13 protein-coding genes and 1 pseudogene are annotated in these 20,195 nt (G+C 37.6%); 10 read left to right on the top strand and 4 right to left on the bottom strand.

Annotated elements, in window-relative coordinates:
- Positions 1-508, top strand: a pseudogene (locus tag FJR38_RS02075) (arginine decarboxylase); the annotation flags it as partial.
- A 276-nt stretch (positions 509-784) separates the two neighbouring features.
- Positions 785-1,267, top strand: coding sequence for a DUF2059 domain-containing protein (locus FJR38_RS02070; protein ID WP_168494815.1), 483 nt, complete (start codon positions 785-787; stop codon positions 1,265-1,267).
- A 41-nt stretch (positions 1,268-1,308) separates the two neighbouring features.
- On the opposite strand, the gene dusB is transcribed toward FJR38_RS02070, so the two are convergent.
- The 4 genes from dusB to FJR38_RS02050 form a co-directional block, all read right to left on the bottom strand.
- Positions 1,309-2,361, bottom strand: a complete 1,053-nt coding sequence (dusB, locus tag FJR38_RS02065; protein WP_168535116.1) for a tRNA dihydrouridine synthase DusB — start codon at positions 2,359-2,361, stop codon at positions 1,309-1,311.
- Between the two features lie 407 nt (positions 2,362-2,768).
- Complete coding sequence (locus FJR38_RS02060) at positions 2,769-3,659, bottom strand: bestrophin family protein (protein WP_168535114.1); 891 nt, start codon at positions 3,657-3,659, stop codon at positions 2,769-2,771.
- A gap of 450 nt (positions 3,660-4,109) precedes the next feature.
- Positions 4,110-4,493, bottom strand: a complete 384-nt coding sequence (locus tag FJR38_RS02055; RefSeq protein ID WP_174763851.1) for an STAS/SEC14 domain-containing protein — start codon at positions 4,491-4,493, stop codon at positions 4,110-4,112.
- Positions 4,494-4,790: 297 nt separating this feature from the next.
- Positions 4,791-5,165, bottom strand: coding sequence for a hypothetical protein (locus FJR38_RS02050; protein ID WP_168535112.1), 375 nt, complete (start codon positions 5,163-5,165; stop codon positions 4,791-4,793).
- Between the two features lie 501 nt (positions 5,166-5,666).
- Between FJR38_RS02050 and FJR38_RS02045 the strand changes: the two genes are divergently transcribed.
- The 8 genes from FJR38_RS02045 to FJR38_RS02010 all read left to right on the top strand — a co-directional run bounded on the left by FJR38_RS02045 (position 5,667) and on the right by FJR38_RS02010 (position 20,165).
- Positions 5,667-6,509 (top strand): YaaW family protein, encoded by an 843-nt coding sequence (locus FJR38_RS02045; RefSeq protein ID WP_168535110.1) that lies wholly within the window; start codon positions 5,667-5,669, stop codon positions 6,507-6,509.
- The gene (locus FJR38_RS02040) at positions 6,491-7,780 is read left to right on the top strand and encodes an O-antigen ligase (protein ID WP_168494825.1); all 1,290 of its coding nucleotides are present in this window, start codon (positions 6,491-6,493) and stop codon (positions 7,778-7,780) included. The genes FJR38_RS02045 and FJR38_RS02040 overlap by 19 nt, the downstream gene beginning before the upstream one ends.
- Positions 7,781-7,892: 112 nt before the next feature.
- Positions 7,893-8,807 (top strand): sterol desaturase family protein, encoded by a 915-nt coding sequence (locus FJR38_RS02035; protein ID WP_254445266.1) that lies wholly within the window; start codon positions 7,893-7,895, stop codon positions 8,805-8,807.
- Positions 8,808-8,817: 10 nt separating this feature from the next.
- Positions 8,818-15,180, top strand: coding sequence for a non-ribosomal peptide synthetase (locus FJR38_RS02030; protein WP_168494829.1), 6,363 nt, complete (start codon positions 8,818-8,820; stop codon positions 15,178-15,180).
- A 291-nt stretch (positions 15,181-15,471) separates the two neighbouring features.
- Complete coding sequence (locus tag FJR38_RS02025) at positions 15,472-16,785, top strand: MFS transporter (RefSeq protein WP_254445267.1); 1,314 nt, start codon at positions 15,472-15,474, stop codon at positions 16,783-16,785.
- 80 nt (positions 16,786-16,865) lie between these two features.
- On the top strand, positions 16,866-17,390 hold the full coding sequence (locus FJR38_RS02020; protein WP_168494833.1) for a Ycf51 family protein: 525 nt from the start codon (positions 16,866-16,868) through the stop codon (positions 17,388-17,390).
- Positions 17,391-17,648: 258 nt separating this feature from the next.
- On the top strand, positions 17,649-18,797 hold the full coding sequence (locus tag FJR38_RS02015; RefSeq protein ID WP_168494835.1) for an iron-containing alcohol dehydrogenase family protein: 1,149 nt from the start codon (positions 17,649-17,651) through the stop codon (positions 18,795-18,797).
- A gap of 162 nt (positions 18,798-18,959) precedes the next feature.
- Positions 18,960-20,165, top strand: a complete 1,206-nt coding sequence (locus tag FJR38_RS02010; protein ID WP_168494837.1) for an aspartate aminotransferase — start codon at positions 18,960-18,962, stop codon at positions 20,163-20,165.
- Positions 20,166-20,195: the final 30 nt, after the last annotated feature.

Here is a 20,195-nt window from a genome sequence, read left to right as displayed (position 1 = left end):
AGATTTTAGACAAAACTCGATTAACAGTAAATGTCCACAAATTAGGATTTACTGGTTTGAAGCTGAAGAAATTTTAGATAAAAAATTTAATGTCACTCCAGAATTTTCATCTTTGCAAAATCTTACTTTTATTATTAGTTTAGGAAACACACAAACGGATATTCAACAATTAATTCAATCACTGAATCATCTTACCCATATCACACTGTTGACAACTCAGTATTCGGTATGTAATTATAAAAACGATGATATATTTACCAGTACTATATCCATTTCTCCCCGTGAGGCTTTTTTTGCTAATAGTGAAATTCTCCCTTTAGAGAAAACCCAAGAACGGATTTGTGCAGAAATTATTTGTCCTTATCCTCCAGGAATTCCTGTATTAATGCCAGGAGAATTAATTACAAAATCAGCTTTGGAATATCTTCAACAAGTTAAAATGACAGGGGGATTTATTACTGGTTGTGGAGATGAAACTTTGCAGACTTTAAAAGTTGTGAAGTTATGAAAAGTAAGATCCACGATTTCTAACTTTAAATTTATGGCGTTGCTGATAGCCTGCGTGGCGATAGCCATATTGAGGTATGAAATTCCTAAATTGAACTTTAAAACTCTTACCTTTGCGTCTTTGCGCCTTTGCGTGAGACTAAAATTCATACCGTTAATCAGCAACGCCAATTTATAATATAGTTACAACATAAAAAAATCGAATATTTGCTTGTATAATGTTATAAATCAAGTAAGAGTGCTATAAAATAAGAATACAGAATTAGGTTTTAAATCAATGCAGATAAAAACTTTCGTTTTTGCAGCTTCACTTTCCTTGCTTACTAATTTTAGTCTACCTGCTTTCGCACAAACTCCAGCTAGTTCCATTCAAGAAGCAGAAAAAATCAATAACGTTAAAAAATTATTAGATATAACTGGTTCACGAAATCTTTCTCGCAAAATAATTACGCAACTAATAGATAGCTTGAAAGCTGAATATCCCCAAGCACCTGCAAAATTTTGGGATACGTTTATGGCTGAACTAAAACAAGATGAAATGATAGATGAATATATCCCCATTTATAGCAAATATTTTACTAATGAAGAAATCAAAGGAATTATCGCATTTTACGAAACACCATTAGGAAAGAAAACATTAGCTGTGATTCCTCAAATTTCTAAGGAATCTACAGCAATTGGCATTAGATATGGTAAACAAGCAGCCGAAAGGGCATTAGAAAAATTGAAAAAAGAAGGATATATTAGTCCTGATAAATAAAACTCCATATCAACTAATGATCTTTTTTCTCCTAACTCCTTCTATAGTGCAGTAGTAGCTGCTGTTTCTTCCTCAAGTTCATAACCATGGGCTAATCTTTCCATAGCACTGTCAATCAAATCTAAACCTTGTTGGACAGTTTCTACTAAACTTAATTTCCCCCGCAAATCAGCAGCACCAACAAAGCCTTTTGCATACCAAGTCATGTGTTTACGAGCTTGACGTATCCCCCTATCTCCCTTGTATTCCCATAGGGCAAAAAGATGTTCTCTGGCGCATTCTAAGCGTTGAATTGGGTTAGGAGATGGTAGTAATTCTCCAGTTTTCAAGAAATGATCAACTTCACCAACTAAAAACGGATAACCTAAAGTTCCACGAGAACACATTACTCCATCTGCACCCGTTTGTTCTAAACATTTTACCGCAGCTTCTACAGAAAAAATATCCCCATTACCAATTACAGGAATTGATAAAACTTCTTTGACTTTAGCTATCCATTCCCAGCGTGCATTACCATTGTAACCTTGAGAGCGAGTGCGTCCATGGACAGTAATCATTTTTGCACCCGCATTTTCCATGCGTTTAGCAAAATCAAGAATGGTAATTTCATGATCATTCCAACCAATGCGGGTTTTTACTGTCACAGGAACATCTACTGCTTTGACAACTTCTCGCACAATTACTTCGGCAATTTCTGGTTGACGCAATAAGGAAGAACCACCCCCATTTTTAGTAATTTTATTAACAGGACATCCCATATTAATATCAACAGTATCTGCACCTTCAGCAACGGCTTTTATTGCTGCTTCTGCTAAAAAATCGGGACGACAATCAAATAGTTGAATACTGATAGGTCGTTCTTGAGGATCTACTTCCATTATTTTTGGTAATTGGTTAACATAGTGTAAACCTGTAGCATTTACCATTTCTGTATACATCATAGATTCTGGTGCATAACGACGCACTAAGCGACGAAATACCATATCTGTCACCCCCGATAATGGAGACTGTAAAACACGGCTTTTAACTTCAAATGAACCAATTTTTAGAGGGGTGGATAGTCTAGCTTGGAGTTCGGGAGAAAGGGAAATCATGGTAGGAAATGAAAATACAAATTATGTGAAAATTCTAGAGGAATCCTGTTTGATTTTTGTAGGTTGAGTTAAGCGACAGCGCAACCCAAAAAATGCTTATAAATGTTGTTTTACATAAAGGAAAAGGTAAAACCAGATTTTTCAGGAATCATTGAGGATTCTTTGATGTAAGTAGGTAGATGCTAATCAACCCAACTATGTAACGAACTGTAAATTACCCAAAACTGTTGGGATTGCTGCGTTCCACTCGCAATGACATAGTTATAAGTTTTCCCACCTACCTACTTAAGTTATTAGTTAGGGACCGAGGAAAGGAGGATATACTGAAACTATTCTAACTGATTTGTGGAAATTTATCAAAATAGAATTTATGATTCAGAATTAAGTACCTAATTAGGAAATTTTAGCTATTTATGAAGACTAGGAGTCAGGGTAGTTAGATCATCAATGTTTAACTTGATATTGGTACAAATGGCATCTAAAGGTAAATCATTTTCATCATAACCAAAGGGATTTTCTATTTCTAAACCAATTGCTTCAATACCTAATAATGTAAAACTGACTAAAGCAGAAATAAACCCTGTCCACCAACCAAGACTTTGTACTATTTGAAATGGTAAAAGAAAACAATATAATAACAATAATTGTTTTAAGTGAATAGCATAAGCTAAGGGCATTGGTGTTTTCAAAATCCGTTCGCAAGCACCTAAATTATCTACCAATAGATTTAGTAATGATTGTAAAGATGCTAGTTGATAACTATTGATGCAATTGCGGTTATACTGCTGTTCTAAATAATCACTAATCCAAAAAGCAACCTCTAAAGGTGGATTATTCATATTTTTTAATTTGATATATTTAGACTGGGATATTAATTCTTCTAAATCACTACTGATAGGTTCACCTCGTAAATGTAGTTTTGTTGATACTCCAAAAGCAACAAGTAAGTTTAAGGCATCAATTTTACGACTTTTATCTTCTGGTTCTTTTTCATCAATAGATACCCAAATTTGTCGGGCTAAATTACGGATAGCATTAACCATTGAACCCCAGCTTTTTCTCCCTTCCCAAAAACGTTCATAAGCTGTATTGGTGCGGAATACTAATAATAAACCTAAGACAATACTAGGAATAACACTACCTAAAATAGGTTGAGAAACGGGAACTTTAAAATGATAAAGGATAGAAATTAATACCCCAAAAATTCCAAATAAAATCACCTGTTGGTAAATTGCAGAAATTACTGAACCTTTGATTCGTAAAGCGGTTTGCAGCCACTGTGCTTCTTTCCGTACCATAAAATTTTCCTGTATATCCAATATGATAAAATATACAGGCGATCGCTACACCTGCCAATACCTAATTAAGGTTTTAATTATTGGTGTTGCTAAATGAAAGTATGAATTTGTTTCACGCAGAGGCGCAGAGGACACAGAGGAATAAGGGTTTGAGAGGTTTTTTACGTTAGGTGGTTGAGTGTTTTTTTATTTGGAAGTCCCTAAGAGAACTCTAAGATACAAGGTTGGGTTAAGCGACAGCGAAAACCAACAAATACTTATAAATATTGGGTAACAAGAGCGTCACTCGATTTTGGATTTACAATTTTGGATTTGGGATTTACGTTAGCGAAGCGTACGCAGCGCAGCGAGTATTTTTCCGTCAGTAGAGGACGGGGAACCTATACCAAATTTTCTCATCTAAAATCTAAAAGTGCATGGTTTAAAACTCTTGTAGAGACTTTCCTTATTCTATTCAAGACCTAAACTTTCCATGAGTTTAGTTAAAGAAATGCCATGTATTTTTGCCAACTCTGCCATATATTCTATGCGCTGTGCTTGTAATCTATCTATCTGTTCACCTAGATATAATAATGCTTGATATTCTTCTTTCGTTAATGTTTCTACTTCTCTTTTATCTATCAAATTTTCATAATTATTATGATCTATGACCATATCTTGATGTGTTTTCAAGAATAATTGTACTTCATTTTTTAGCAACTTGGTTGCTTTTTTGTGAGTAGACAAAATCACAAGTTGAGAGATAAATTCTTCTAAATTATTGTGGGTTAATTGTTCAGCAGCTTTAAGCAGTTGTTCTGAAGATAATTGAACTTCAATGTTTATGCTTGGCATATTTCTCAACTCATCAGCTAGATTGTCAATATTTTATCAAGTTTTGAGTATCTCTACAAGATAAAATACAGCAGATTTCAGGTAAATGAGGTACAAAGTTTAAGAACAAAGCTTTGTCAAAGCCAGACTTTCAACCAGTTCTCTGTTCCCTGTTCTCTGCTGTCAGTGCGATTGAGTAGCTTCCTTGTAACTCTGACAACTCGGAAAGTTGTCGAAATTTAAGCACATCGCACTTAAAAACTAAATGTTACGTAAAGTTGTTTTTTGTAAAGTAATATTAACTTGATGACACAGATTTTATCCAAACCAATGAGAGGTTTGACAATTGGGTTCAACAGTTTCACAAAGGTAATTACTAATCCAGTCTGATTTATCTCTGATAATTGAGGAAATACCTTCATGAATTAACTTTTGTAAGTGTAGTTGTTGTTCTAAAGGATAAAGAGGTAACTTACTCCGAAAAGAGTGAACTTGAACATCATCATTGAGTAGTAAGCTATGGGAAATTTGGTTATGAAAGCAAGGAAGACGATGAATAACGAAGGAAATTAACTCTTGACGTAAATCAGGAATTGCAAAAGCTTGTTGATAAGGTTGGTATGGATATGTATCTAATACACTGTTAATTTCACCGATAACGGCTTGCTGTGTTAGTTTAATTACTGTTTGCATGATTTTTATCTCCTGTTTGTTAAAGTTAGTAAATTTGTTCAACAGAGTTTTTACTGTTATTTTACGAAATTTATCCCTACAAACTTTTTTACGGCAAGGCTTTTTGACTTTAATTTGTTGTATATTAGCCGTTAAGATATATGACTTTAGCTCCATAATAATAATTATGCCAAATTTCTTTGGCTCTCATAAAAAAATACACAAAACGCAGTATTAACCATTAGGGATCACTTTTTGGCACTTATTATAAATATTAATTATGGTTAAAATTACTGGAAATTTAAACTTACTATGTACGTTACATAACGGGCAAAAAGTTGATAAATTTCTGGTTATTTTTGTAAAAAATAAATAGAGAGGAATACAAAAGGCTGAAATCTGCTACTGATCTTGGTGGGGGAATGAAGGAAAGAAGAAAAACAGTTAAGAGTTCTCCATTTCTTGTTCCCTTCTTAGGTAGAATAGGGTACAGACAAGCTGCACGGAAGAGAGGAAGGGAAATTGGAAGAACTCAGGGCGGTATTGGAACTAGCCACGGAAGAAGAACTACAGGACTTGACAGCAATTCTGTTTAGTCGCAAGTTTAACCCCTTAGATTATGTTCACACACCCGAACCCATAACAGTGCAAAGCCAAGATCGGCAAGCTTGGTTAGATGCAATAGAAGATCGGTTTCGTTTTTTAGCGGCTGATGGGATCACGGTATTACGGCGACGTACTGATCAAGTAACTTACCGACAAGCCTTAATTCAAGTATGTAAATATCTCAAAATTCACTATTATCAAAATTTAACAACAATTGATTTAGAAGCCGAGGTATTTTTGCATCTGTTAGGAAAGGTTTGGAAAAAACTACCAGAACAAGAAAAACAAGAATTAACTATCAAGGTGCAACGTCAATTAGTAGAATCAAAACTTAAACAACCATTACCTTTATCATTGCAACATGATCCTTTAGGATTAATTTTTAAAGGTGGTAGCGCCTTAGCTGTCACTTCTGTGATTCAACCTTATGTTCTCCAACAAATTGCGCGTCAATTTGCTATTCACTTTGCTACTTATCAAGTAGCTAAAGAAGCAGCAATTACAGGGACAGGATTAGCAACTAAACAGTTTCAAAACTATGTAGCTTTACAAATTTCCCGACGGGGGATGACAGTGAGTGCAGCCCGTTATAGTGCTGTTCGTAGTATGTTTGCTTTTGTGGGTCCAGTGATGTGGGCTTGGTTTTTTGCTGATTTGGGTTGGAGAGCGATCTCCACAAACTATGGCAGAATTATTCCTACTGTCTTCACCCTCGCGCAAATTCGTCTTACCCGTACAGAATGCTGGGAAATCGCTTAAATAAAACTTTTTATCATCCAAACCCCCGCTTACAAACCCCTTGGAATTGGCTGCAATTTGGACTAATATCTTTCCCCCTGAGTCCATTTTTAGGCGGTCTTTCTATAGTTGTGGCATCATCATTAACGTGGCGCAAACAACACCGGATTATTAGCCAGAATCCAATTCACAAGGGATTTGCTCTTTTGAGTATCTTACTACTCATTACTACCGGATTTGCCTCTCATAAACTAGAGGCTTTTTTAGGTTTATTCAACTTAGTCCCCTTCTTTTTCTTTTTCACTGGACTCACACCCCTAATTCAAACACCAGCCCAATTAAGACAAATCTCTTGGATAATGGTGTTTGGTTCTGTACCTGTTTTAATAATAGGTTTTGGGCAATTATTTCTTGGTTGGAATTTCCAATTTCAGTTTCTCTGGATTGTCTTTGATTGGATAGTTGCACCAGAACAATCATTATCAGGACGCATGACTTCTAACTTCATGCACCCTAATACTTTAGCCGCTTATTTAGTAACTATTTTTATTTTGGGTTTAGGTTTATGGCTAGAAAATTATCGCCAACTCAAACAAAAAAATCGCCTGATTATCTTTTTAACAATTGCGGTATTTGCGAATTTTATCGCTTTGATTTTAACTAATTCTCGGAATGGCTGGGGAATCACTATCTTTGCCTGTTTAGCTTATGCCTTATATCAAGGTTGGCGGTTAATTGTTGCTGCTATTATTAGTATTTGCAGTAGTTTTCTATTAGCAGCTTTTGCCCCTTCACCCATTTCCCAATTTTTCCGTAACTTCGTTCCCTACGGAATTTGGGCGCGGTTAAATGATGATATGTTTCCTGATAGACCAGTGGCATTAATGAGGAAAACCCAATGGGAATTTGCTCTTAATTTAACTCAACAACATCCTTTAACTGGTTCAGGTTTACGCAGTTTTGGTGGACTGTATAAAACCCAGATGCAAATTGATGTTAACCATCCCCATAACCTATTTTTAATGCTGTCTGCGGAAACTGGTTTAATTACTACTTTACTATTTTATGGGTTACTAATTTGGATATTAATTGCAGCTAGTCAACTTCTCTGGAAATCCCCATCTATAGAACCAAAAAATCGCCTAATATTCTTTAGTTATATTATCACTTTTATAAGCTGGATATTATTTAATACTGTTGATATTACTATTTTTGATATTCGGTTGAATACTCTTTCTTGGATTTTTGTCGCTGCATTGTGTGGAGTTATGTATCAATATAGCAGGAAATAGGGAAAAGATGCAATCTTAATAATAAGATATCTACAGGTATTGGATCAAATCTTTGAATTTACTAATGATGGAAATAGTCAACCGTATAGTATATCCATTTAAAGTGCCATTTATGGCAGCATCCCAAATTTATTGGTTGTATCTGCTTTCAACTATAATACTGGCGACAATACTATATATATTTGGTTTACCCAATCGTGACAAGGAGAAAAATTTACTAGAATACCTTTTACCCAAAGAAATTTATTTACATCCTTCATCTATTACTCAATACAAATATTTTTTTTTGATTTCTTTATTCGAGATATTTTTCGTAGTCCCAGCAACAATATATGTAGCAAAAATTGCCGACATAACTTGCGAAAGTATCACACAAATTACAGGAATCACCACACCTTTTTTATTAACGCATCCCCAATTGTGGCATCATATCATATTCAGCATTTTTGTAGCATTATTAGGTGATTTTGCTAATTTTTTCTACCATAATCTTGCTCACAGAATCTCAATTTTGTGGGAATTTCATAAAGTACATCATTCAGCCGAAGCCCTCACACCATTGACGGTATATCGTATTCATCCATTTGAGATGTTTTTAGGTACAACGACGATTGTAACAATGTCCAGTTTAGGAACAGGTATTTGGTTCTACTTATTTGGTAATGGGATGAAAGAGCTATTAATTTATGGAGTCAGCTTTGAGATTTTTATCTTTTATTTAGCAGGTTATAACTTGCGTCATTCTCATATCTGGTTAGCTTATCCTCAGTGGATTAGCCATATTTTCATCAGTCCAGCGCAACACCAAATTCATCATAGTGTAGATCCCAAACATTATGATAAAAACTTTGGTTATATTTTCGCATTTTGGGACTGGATTTTTGGTTCTTTATATGTACCAAAAAATTATGAAAAATTGGACTTTGGTTTATCAGATGGTGAATCAACCTTATTTAATAGTGTCACCAATATGGTTTTACAGCCTTTGCGAGCAATTAGACAGAGAATCAGCAAAAACTCAGTATAGATATAACAACATGAGATATTCTCAAAATAAGTGCATTCATCACCTTTTTGCAGAGCAGGTAGAAAAAACACCTGACGCGGTAGCAGTAATATTTGAAAACCAACAATTGACCTACAGAGAATTGAATGCAAAAGCTAATCAACTGGCACATCATTTGCAAGCAATGGGGGTAGGTCAAGAGGTATTGGTGGGTCTATGTATAGAGCGTTCTCTAGAAGTAATAATAGGAATTCTTGGTATTCTCAAAGCGGGTGGAGTTTATGTTCCCTTAGATCCTGCTTATCCCCAAGAACGCCTAGCATTTATGTTAGAAGATACCAAATTACCAATTCTTTTAACTAACGTGCAATGGCTAGAAATTCTTCCTGTTATGAGTGCCTCAGTCATTTGTCTAGATGCAGATTGGCACGAGATTGAAAAACAAAGTCAAGTAAATCCAATTAGTGAAGTACAAGCAGAAAACCTGGCTTACTTAATATATACTTCTGGTTCTACTGGCAAGCCAAAAGGAGTACAAATGCCTCATGCTAGTGTTTGTAATTATCTTGAGGCGATCGCTAAAATATTACCAGTTAATAGCCACGATATTTATCTGCACACAGCATCTTTCTCTTTTACTGCTTCAGTCAGACAATTATTCTTACCTTTATCCCAAGGTGCAACCAGTATTCTGGCTACTCGTGAACAAACAAGAACTCCTTTAAGCCTATTTGAATTAATTCAAAAACGTGGTGTTACCATTTCTGACGGTGTACCTTCTGTATGGAGATATGGACTAATTGCTTTAGAAAGTTTAGAGCCAAAATATACACAAGCCCTGAGCGAATCAAAATTAAGATTAATAGTATTTGGTGGCGAATTATTACCCTATCAACTAATTAAAAAGTTACACAACCTGTTTAAAACACCACCCCTGTTTTTTAATATTCTCGGTCAAACAGAAAGTATTGGACATGGTTTTTATCCCATTCCAGACGACTGCAACCTTGAAGATGGATATGTACCAGTTGGTTATCCTCTCCCAGATATTCAGCAGATTTATCTACTCAACTCCCAACTTGAACCAGTAAAAATTGGTGAGTCTGGAGAAGTACATATTGCGGGTTCTACCTTAGCACGAGGCTATCTGAATCGCACCGAAGCAAATGGGGAAAAATTCATTATTGATCCTTTTAATTCTCAACAACGACTTTTTAAAACCGGGGATGTTGCCCGTTATTCAATTAATCAAAATTTAGAAATTCTTGGTCGGATTGATTTTCAAGTAAATATCCGAGGAATGCGGGTTGAACTGGAAGAAATTGAAGCAGTAATTAAACTCCATCCTAGTATTCGAGAAGCTGTCGTTTCTGCCAGAAAAGATGTATCTGGTGGTCAGCGGTTAGTTGCTTATATCGTAGTCAATAATCAAGATTTTAATTTGGGAGAATTACGCAATTTTCTTGCTAGTAAACTGCCAGATTATATGATTCCCCATACCTTAATGGTCATGGAGCAATTACCAATTTTACCTAATGGTAAATTAGACCGTAACAGTTTACCTGAGCCTGATTTATCGGCGATTCAAAGTCAATTTGTTCCTCCGCAAACACCTATACAAATAATTATTGCTAACATCTGGGCAGAAGTTTTAGGAATCGAAAAAATTGGCATCCATGATAATTTTTTAGAATTGGGTGGACATTCCCTATTAGCAAGTTTAGTTATATCGAGATTGCGTGAAGCACTATCCCTAGAATTATCAATTGCCAGTTTATTTGCCGCACCAACAATTGCCACATTTAGTGAACAAATTGGCACTTCTGTTCAGAATTTACTGCCAACCTTAGAACCAGTTTCTCGAAATAGCGAATTACCACTTTCATTAACCCAGCAGCGTTTTTGGTTTCTTGATCAAATGGAAGGACCAAATCCTGCGTACAATATTGTCAGAGTCTTGAATCTACAAGGATTACTTAACTTTACGGCACTTGAAGGGGCGATCGCCACAATTATTAATCGTCATGAAACCCTGCGTACCAGTTTTGGAATTACCGATGGTCAACCCATCCAAATTATTGCTGATAAATTAGCATTTACCTTACCTGTAATAGATTTACAGGAATTAGCAGAAGATGACAAAATGGCTGAAGCACAAAGATTAATTACTAATGAATATCTTCGCCCTTTTGATTTAGCTGAATCATCTCTCTTAAGAGTGACATTAATCCAATTGGGAGAAAAATCCCATCAGTTATTAGTAATAATGCACCACATCATTTCTGATGCCTGGTCAGCAGGAAATTTTCTCCAAGAATTATCGGTTATTTATTCAGCCTTGACAGCGGGTTTACCTTCTCCCTTAGCTGAATTATCAATTCAGTATGCCGACTATGCTTATTGGCAGCGACAATGGCTGGAAAATCAAACCGCACAACTTGATTACTGGAAACAACAATTAGCAGATATTCCCGCAGTAATTGAATTACCTACTGATCAATCACGGACAGCAATTCAAACCTTTCGCGGTGATCTCCAGAAATTTCAATTTGATTTCCAACTCACTCACAAACTTAAAAGCCTCAGTCAAAAATCGGGTTCTTCCCTGTTTATGACACTTCTCACTGCTTTTGTGATCTTACTTTCCCGCTACAGTGGTCAGGAAGATATTGTCATTGGTTCTCCCATTAGTAATCGCAATCGTGTCGCGTTAGAGCCATTAATTGGCTTCTTTGTGAATACCTTGGTTTTACGAACTCGTCTGGAAGGAAATCCCACATTTATAGAATTACTCCAACAGGTGCGACAGATGGCACTTGATGCTTATGCTCACCAAGATATCCCCTTTGATCAACTTGTAGAAACCCTCCAACCTCAGCGCCACCTCAGTCATAGTCCCTTATTTCAAGTCATGTTTGTATTGCAGAATTCTCCGGTGTCAAAACTGGTATTAGGAGATTTACAAGTTACACAAATAGAATTAGCAAAAGCGACAGCGGGGGCAACTTTTGATTTAACCTTATCAATGCAGGAAAAAGATTCAGCATCAGGAACTGAATTGATAGGTGCATTTGAATATAATGCTAATTTATTTAATGCTGATACTATTGCCAGGATGATTGAGAGTTTTCATACCTTAGTTGAGGCAATTGTGGCAGATCCTCAAGAGCAGATTAGAACATTACCTTTACTAACAGCATCCCAAAAGCATCAGTTATTAGTTGAATGGAATAATACGGGAACTGATTATCCCCAAAAATCCATTCATCAATTATTTGAGGAACAGGTTTCCAGAACACCTGATGCAGTGGCATTAGTGTTTGAAGATCAGCAATTAACCTACCAACAATTAAACTTACAAGCTAATAAACTAGCTCATTATTTGCAGTTTTTGGGTGTAGAACCAGAAATATTAGTGGGTGTCTATTTAGAACGTTCATTAGAAATGATAGTAGGATTTTTGGGCATTTTAAAAGCTGGTGGTGCTTATGTGCCACTTGATCCTAACTATCCTCCAGAACGCCTCAATTACATGGTGGCAGATTCACAAATGCCCATTATCTTAACTCATTCTTTATTACTCCCACATTTATCATTAACCCTAGAGCAACCGCAAACTAAAATTATTTGTTGGGATAAAGATTTAGAAATTGAAAGTATTGCCAGTCAGAGTTCCCATAATCCTATTAATAATTTTACACCTGAAAATTTAGTTTACATAATCTATACTTCTGGCTCTACAGGCAAGCCCAAGGGAGTCTGTGTTCTGCATCAGAGCGTAGTCCGATTGGTAATCAATACCGATTATGTGCATCTACAACCAGAAGATACCATAGCTCAAGCGGCAAATACTGCTTTTGATGCCGCGACCTTTGAAATATGGGGAGCATTGCTTAACGGGGCAAAATTGGTGATTCTTGACCAAGATACTGTTACATCAGCCCAGAATTTAGCCAATAGTATCCGCACTACAGGAATTAATACTCTATTTGTGACTACGGCTCTATTTAATCAAATTATTCAAGAAGTACCAACAGCCTTTCAACCCTTGCGCTATTTATTATTTGGTGGTGAAGCTGTAGATCCGCATTGGGTACGACAAGCGATAAATAAAGGTGCGCCTGAGAATTTATTACACCTATATGGACCTACAGAAAATACCACCTTTTCAACTTGGTATCCTGTGGAAAAAGTAGAGCCAAATGCGGAAACAATTCCCATCGGTCATCCAATTGCCAACACGGAAGTTTACGTACTTGATTCCTATCACCAACTTGTTCCCATAGGCGTACCAGGAGAATTGTACCTTGGTGGTGATGGGTTGGCGCGAGAATATTTTCATCGTCAAGAATTAACTCACGAGAAATTTGTCCCTCATCCTTTTAAACCTGGAAAACGCCTTTATAAAACTGGAGACAAAGTTAAATTATTACCCGATGGAAATATTCAGTTTCTCGGACGGATTGATTTTCAAGTCAAAATTAGGGGTTTTCGGATTGAACTAGGAGAAATTGAGACGGTATTAACCCAACATCCTCAAGTTCAGCAGGTAGTAGTTATTGTCCGCGAAGATCATCCAGGCAACAAGTATTTAACGGCTTATATTGTTAGCGAAACAGAAACATTGACCAGTAGCAAATTACGTCAATTTCTCAAAGAACATCTGCCTGAATATATGATACCTGCGGCTTTTGTGATGCTCAAAACCTTACCTCTAACTCCTAATGGTAAAGTTGACCGGCTGGTTTTACCAAAGCCAGAAACAACAAATTCAGAACTAGAAGCCGCTTTTGTTGCCCCAGGGACTGCCCTAGAAGCAAAATTAGCGGAAATATGGTGTACGGTATTACATCGGGAGCAGGTGGGCATCTATGATAACTTCTTTGAATTGGGGGGACACTCTCTCCTGATCACATCTGTAATATCTCGCATTCAAGAACATTTTTCCATAGTTCTGCCCCTGCGTTCTCTATTTACAGCCCCGACTATCGCCGAACTTAGTCAAGTAATAATTGCACATCAACTGGATGCCATAACAGTTGATACCTTACCACCCCTTGTCCCTCAAGCACGAGACACTTATATCCCCCTGTCTTTTGCACAAGAGTCTATATGGTATTTACAACAATTAGCTCCTGAAAGTTGCGCCTACAACAGCTTCTTTATTTTACGTTTCACTGGCTCTCTTTCTGCAACTGTGTTGGAGTCCAGTTTCAATGAAATAATTCGTCGTCATGAAATATTACGCACGGGTTTTACGATGGTAGAAGGTCAACCTGTACAAGTAATTACCCCATTTCTGACTATCCCATTAGAGATTATAGACTTACAAAACCTACCCTTGATAGAGCGAATATCTGAAGCAGAAAGACTAGCTGCGCTGCAATATAATCACCATTTTGATCTGGCTTTAGTCCCTCTCATCAAAACCAGTTTATTGCGACTAACTCCAGAAGAACATTGGTTGACAATCAATATGCACCATATCATCACAGATGGCTGGTCATTTGGTCTGTTGTTGGAGGAGTTAGGAATCCTCTATGCAGCTTTTATGAATGGTTTACCTTCACCCCTACCCGAATTACCTGTTCAGTACGCAGATTTTACCCTCTGGCAACGGCAATACTTTAATGAAAAGGTCATAGAAAAGCAACTTGCTTACTGGCTACAAAAACTAACTAATACTTCACTAGAATCTGATCAGGTATCTAGCAATCAGCTACAGTTGAGTAACAAAAGCACCAGCGCAGCTATTTATTCTGTGATTCTGCCAGCAAGTCTTGTGGTATCAATCGAAGTTGTCTGCCGTTCTCAAAGGGTCAGCATCTTTGCGATCATTCTCACTGCTTTAAATATACTTTTGTTCAAATACAGTGGACAAAACGACATTTTAGTAATGGCAACTATTGGTAATCGGAGTGCGGTGGAAACTGAAAAAATGCTCGGTTGCTTCATCAATGATGTAATTTTGAGATCCTATCTTCACTCTGAACAAACCGGAATTAATCTTTTAGAACAAGCCCAAGAAACCCTCACAGAAGCAATCAACAATAAAGAGATTGCTATTCAAACAGTCATTGACGCTATCACCAGTAAACAACCATTGAATATCTCAGCATCCCTAACTATGTTACCTCCACAAAATTGGCATAACTGGATGTTAGATGTTGACTTTGTATCAATTAAGCGCGATCGCAGCTTATGGGTTCAGGAAATTCCTCTAGAACTTTATGTTTCTTCACCTTCTGTAAATAATCCCACCATGGAAATTAAAGTCTTGTACAGCCAGGAGTTATTTACAAATGAAACCATCGAGTTTCTGTTTAGTTATTACCAGGAAATTCTTCAGCAGCTCGTCCAACACCCAAACAGCCAGGTTTCTGAATTTGCATAAATAAAACGGACTAAATAATTCTAGGTTTGTAGTGAGGACTTTAGTCCTCATTTAAGGGCTGAAGCCCTTACTACCAAATCATCGCAATATTTTGGTCTTACCGCCGTATAGCAGGAAAATGAGAAATAAATGCTACATTTTAAAATACGTCTGGCCACAAATTAACCAATAGTCAATGTTGCTATGTTAAAAAACAACCCACCAGAATTGAAAGAACAGCCCAGATTTGGATTGTCTCTATTTAGGTGGACCAAGTATTTCTCCAATCAGGAAGGAGAGATAACTCAAAGCATGAGTGCTTTTATTTTGATCTGGGTTGGCCAGGTGTTATCTCTGGTTGGCTCTCGCATGACCACTTTTGCTCTAAGTATTTGGGTTTACCAGCATACTAACTCAATTACCCAGTTCACTCTCCTAATTCTCTCAACGAGCTTACCTGGGATTATTATCTCCCCCATTGCTGGAGTATTTGTTGACCGCTGGAGTCGTCGCTGGATTATGATTATTAGTGACTTCTGCGCTGGTCTGTGTACCCTAACTATTGCCTGGTTATTTGTTAGTGGTAATTTAGAAGTCTGGAGTTTGTGCCTAATTAGTGCTATTAGTTCTGGTTGCAGTGCCTTTCAAGGGCTTGCCTATTCTTCCGCTACTACATTACTCGTACCTAAAGAACAACTTGGTCGTGCTAGTTCGATGACGCAGATTAGGTTGGCTATTGCGGAAATTCTCTCACCAGCAATTGCGACTGCGCTGTTAGCAACTGTGCAAATTCCGGGAATTGTTGTTATTGATTTAGCAACATTGTGCTTTGCCCTAATCTGTTTGTTATTAGTTAATTTCCCTGAAGTTCAGATCGCAGAAACTAATACAGAAGAAATTGGTTTCCTCTCTTCATTTTGGCAAGAAGTCACCTTTGGATGGAATTATTTGATTGAGCGGCCTGGACTGATTGGGTTAGTAATATTTATTGCTATCAGTAACTTCCTCATCGGTTTCGATGAAGCTCTAACTACACCTTTGGTACTTTCTTTCACTTCCGTTCAAGGTTTAGGGACAATCTCTTCTATTGCTTGTTCGGGGATGTTAGTCGGCAGTTTAATTATGATCTTTTGGGGGGGACTAAAACGCCAGATCAATATAATATTTTTCTCGATGTTTTTTTTGGGTTTATTCTATGTTTTAGCTGGCTTGCGTCCTTTACCTATTCTATTTACTATCTCTGATTTCTTCATATTTTTGATGGTTCCAATCATTAATGGTGCAATTCAAGTAATTTTCCAAAAGCAAGTTGCTCCAGAAGTGCAAGGAAGAGTCTTTGCGTTTCGCAGTGCAGTAAGTCAGGGATTTCTGCCACTTTCTTATTTGATAGCAGGACCACTAGCTGACCGAGTTTTTGAACCTTTAATGGCTGCTGATGGTTTAGGCGCAGCTAGTATTGGAAAATTTATTGGTGTTGGGACTGGTCGTGGTATTGGTTTGATGTTTGTGATTATGGGGATATTTAGCATCTTAGTCACCTTTATTGCTTATTTGTATCCCCACCTGCGCCAGATGGAAGATGAACTACCTAATCCCATTCCGGAAAAGGATGTTTTAAAAGTCTAAAACCGAAATTGTAGAGACTTTCCAAATTTCATAGATATAGTCCCTAAGTGTAAAATGGGAATGTCCGTAATTAAAACCTTATGCCTAGTACAGCTAATTTTCTGCAATACACCCAATGGTGTGGGATTGCGACGATAGTATTTGCAGTCTTGACAATCCTGGCTTTCATTTTCAAATGGGGCTTCCGCTTTCGATTGGTGGGAACAACAGGCTTTATGCTGGTACTGACAGGGGGATTATTTTCACTTTCTCTCGTTCCCCTGAGTCGCACAGTTATTCCCGGTGCGGTCAAGTACACCTTAGTTTATGACAACGGTTCTAATCAAACTGTAATTGTCACCCCACCAAACATTACTCCTACGGAATTAGAAGCTACTTTACGTCAAGCAGCTAGTAATCTCTATTCTTATGGTCGCTTAGGTAGTGGCGGAAACAAGCTACTGACAGTCCGCGCTCGCACTATTATTCACCCTGAAATAGGGTTGTCTGTACCCGTGTACTTAGGTCAAGTAAAACGCACTTTAGCAAGTCGTGAAGATTCAGAAATGGCAGTAGAAGTTTATTTAGACAAGTTTGCTGAATTACCAAAACCTACGGCTTCATAGGTGACAGGTGACAGGTGACAGGTGAACCAGCGCGGTCTTGGGGGTTTCCCCCATGAGCGACTGGTGAACCCGAAGGGTGACAGTGAATTAATTGGTAATTGGTAAATTTTTTCCCCCTGTTCCCTGCTCCTGACTCCTTAATTCTGCTGTATATTTTTCCTATTACCTATTTGTATATTTTTTTGTCTTCTATAATACAATAAAGGTTATTTTAAAATTTGATTAAGTAATATCAATAGTTTTGGCAAAATAGTGATCATGTCTAATCAACATTCTACTGAAACTTTATCTACTCAAACCACTAGCTCATTTTTTAGCCTCAGCGTTTCCCCTGGAAAAGTAATTCGCGGTGCGGGTGTGTTGTCAATAGTCGCGGCTGAAGTTGCTAATTTAGGAACTCGTCCGTTAATTATCACAGGAAACCGGACTCTCAATCTTAGCCAAGAGAGTTTACAATCTCTTTTCCAATCCCCAAAATTACATAGTATTTCTGTCTCTTATGGTGCTGATTGTTGTGAAGCTAGTTTGACAGCTTTACGTAAAGCAGCCAAGGAACATCAGGCTGATCTAATTATCGGTATTGGCGGTGGTAAAGCCTTGGATACGGCTAAATTAGTCGCCCACCAATTGACATTACCAGTTGTGACAATTCCCACATCTGCTGCTACCTGTGCGGCTTGGACTGCCCTTTCTAATGTATATTCCGAAACAGGGGCGTTTTTGTATGATGTAGCTTTATCTCGCTGTCCTGATTTGCTGATTTTGGATTATAATTTAATTCAGACTGCACCTCAACGGACTTTAGTAGCAGGAATTGGGGATGCGATCGCTAAATGGTATGAAGCATCAGTGAGTAGTGGACATTTACAACAAACTCTCATCATTGCCGCAGTCCAACAAGCGCGAGTTTTACGAGATATTTTATTACAAAAGTCCGCTGCTGCTTTACAATCCCCAGGTAGCGAAGTGTGGCAAGAAGTTGTAGATGCAACTGTACTCCTAGCTGGGGTAATTGGGGGACTAGGAGGGGCGCAATGTCGTACAGTCGCTGCCCATGCAGTTCATAATGGTTTAACCCACATTTCCGGGCATGGTAGCATTCACGGTGAGAAGGTTGCTTATGGTATCCTAGTACAACTGCGGTTAGAAGAAATGATCCAGGGAAATCAATTAGCAGCGTCAGCAAGACAGCAATTGTTGAAGTTTTATGCAGAGATTGGACTACCCCAAAGATTAACAGATTTGGGATTAGGTAATATCACTCTGGCTGAGTTACAAACAGCAGCGGAAATTAGTCTAGAACCTAATTCTGATATCCACCGTTTACCGTTTAGTGTAGCGTTGGAACACTTAATGGCCGCAATGGTTTCTACTACTGCACCAAATCAATTAAAAATTAAAAATTAAAAATTAAAAATGGGTAATTGGTGATTGGTAATGGGTAATTGGTGATTGGGAAAATTTTTTCTCCCTTTGCTCCCCTGCTCCCTGCTCCCCTGCTCCCTTTGCTCCCCTGCTCCCTGCTCCCCTGCCCCCCTGCCTGTTCCCTATTTATTTCGAGGTTATAGAATGAGTCTGAGTTGGATTAGTCCCGCAGAACGGATACAAAAATTGCCTCCTTATGTATTTGCCCGTTTGGACGAATTAAAGGCTAAGGCTAGAGAACAAGGCTTAGATTTAATTGATTTGGGTATGGGAAATCCTGATGGTCCCACTCCCCAACCAGTAATAGAAGCCGCAATAGCAGCTTTGCAAAATCCCGCTAATCACGGTTATCCACCATTTGAAGGAACTGCTAATTTTCGCAAAGCTATTACTCAATGGTATCATCGCCGTTATGGTGTAACACTTAATCCTGATAGTGAGGCTTTACCCTTACTTGGTTCTAAGGAAGGTTTGGGACATTTAGCGATCGCCTATATTAATCCTGGTGATATTGTTTTAGTACCTTCACCATCCTACCCTGTCCATTTCCGTGGACCGATTATTGCTGGGGGAGTTATTCACAATTTAATTCTTAAAGAAGAAAATAACTGGTTAATTGATTTAGCTGCAATTCCTGACGAAGTGGCCAGAAAAGCCAAAATTCTCTATTTTAATTATCCTAGTAATCCTACCGCAGCCACCGCCCCCCGCGAATTCTTTGAAGAAATTGTCGCTTTTGCACGGAAGTATGAAATCCTTTTAGTTCATGATTTATGTTATGCAGAATTAGCTTTTGATGGTTATCAACCCACAAGCTTATTAGAAATTCCTGGTGCAAAGGAGATTGGTGTAGAATTTCACACTCTTTCTAAAACTTATAATATGGCAGGTTGGCGCGTTGGGTTTGTTGTCGGAAATCGTCATGTTATCCAAGGTTTGCGGACACTCAAAACCAATTTAGATTATGGCATTTTTTCCGCTTTGCAAACAGCAGCAGAAACCGCTTTACAACTTCCTGATTCTTATTTACATGAAGTGCAACAACGTTACCGCACTCGTCGAGATTTTTTAATTGATGGTTTGGGTAAATTAGGGTGGAATATTCCCAAAACCGAAGCAACTATGTATTTGTGGATAAAATGTCCTCTGGGGATGAATTCCACCGATTTTGCATTGCACGTTTTACAGCAAACTGGTGTAGTGCTGACTCCTGGGAATGCCTTTGGTATTGGTGGTGAAGGCTATGTAAGAATTAGTTTAATTGCAGATTGCGATCGCTTGGCTGAAGCTTTACAAAGATTCAAAGAAGCAGGGATTTACTATCAACCTGAAGTTGCTATTTCTGCGTGATAATTAAGGTGAATATACAATCTCAAAAGA

This window comes from Anabaena sp. UHCC 0253 (assembly GCF_009712085.1).
Taxonomy (GTDB): domain Bacteria; phylum Cyanobacteriota; class Cyanobacteriia; order Cyanobacteriales; family Nostocaceae; genus Dolichospermum.
This window is presented reverse-complemented; position numbering and strand designations above follow the sequence as displayed.

Bases quoted from the DNA above. Each gene is read 5' to 3' on its own strand.
- FJR38_RS02035 (WP_254445266.1), top strand. From the start codon at position 7,893: ATGGCAGCATCCCAAATTTATTGGTTGTATCTGCTTTCAACTATAATA.
- FJR38_RS02015 (WP_168494835.1), top strand. From the start codon at position 17,649: ATGTCTAATCAACATTCTACTGAAACTTTATCTACTCAAACCACTAGC.
- FJR38_RS02025 (WP_254445267.1), top strand. From the start codon at position 15,472: ATGAGTGCTTTTATTTTGATCTGGGTTGGCCAGGTGTTATCTCTGGTT.
- FJR38_RS02020 (WP_168494833.1), top strand. From the start codon at position 16,866: ATGCCTAGTACAGCTAATTTTCTGCAATACACCCAATGGTGTGGGATT.
- FJR38_RS02040 (WP_168494825.1), top strand. From the start codon at position 6,491: ATGCTGGGAAATCGCTTAAATAAAACTTTTTATCATCCAAACCCCCGC.
- FJR38_RS02030 (WP_168494829.1), top strand. From the start codon at position 8,818: ATGAGATATTCTCAAAATAAGTGCATTCATCACCTTTTTGCAGAGCAG.
- FJR38_RS02070 (WP_168494815.1), top strand. From the start codon at position 785: ATGCAGATAAAAACTTTCGTTTTTGCAGCTTCACTTTCCTTGCTTACT.
- FJR38_RS02010 (WP_168494837.1), top strand. From the start codon at position 18,960: ATGAGTCTGAGTTGGATTAGTCCCGCAGAACGGATACAAAAATTGCCT.
- FJR38_RS02055 (WP_174763851.1), bottom strand. From the start codon at position 4,493: ATGCCAAGCATAAACATTGAAGTTCAATTATCTTCAGAACAACTGCTT.
- FJR38_RS02050 (WP_168535112.1), bottom strand. From the start codon at position 5,165: ATGCAAACAGTAATTAAACTAACACAGCAAGCCGTTATCGGTGAAATT.
- FJR38_RS02060 (WP_168535114.1), bottom strand. From the start codon at position 3,659: ATGGTACGGAAAGAAGCACAGTGGCTGCAAACCGCTTTACGAATCAAA.
- dusB (WP_168535116.1), bottom strand. From the start codon at position 2,361: ATGATTTCCCTTTCTCCCGAACTCCAAGCTAGACTATCCACCCCTCTA.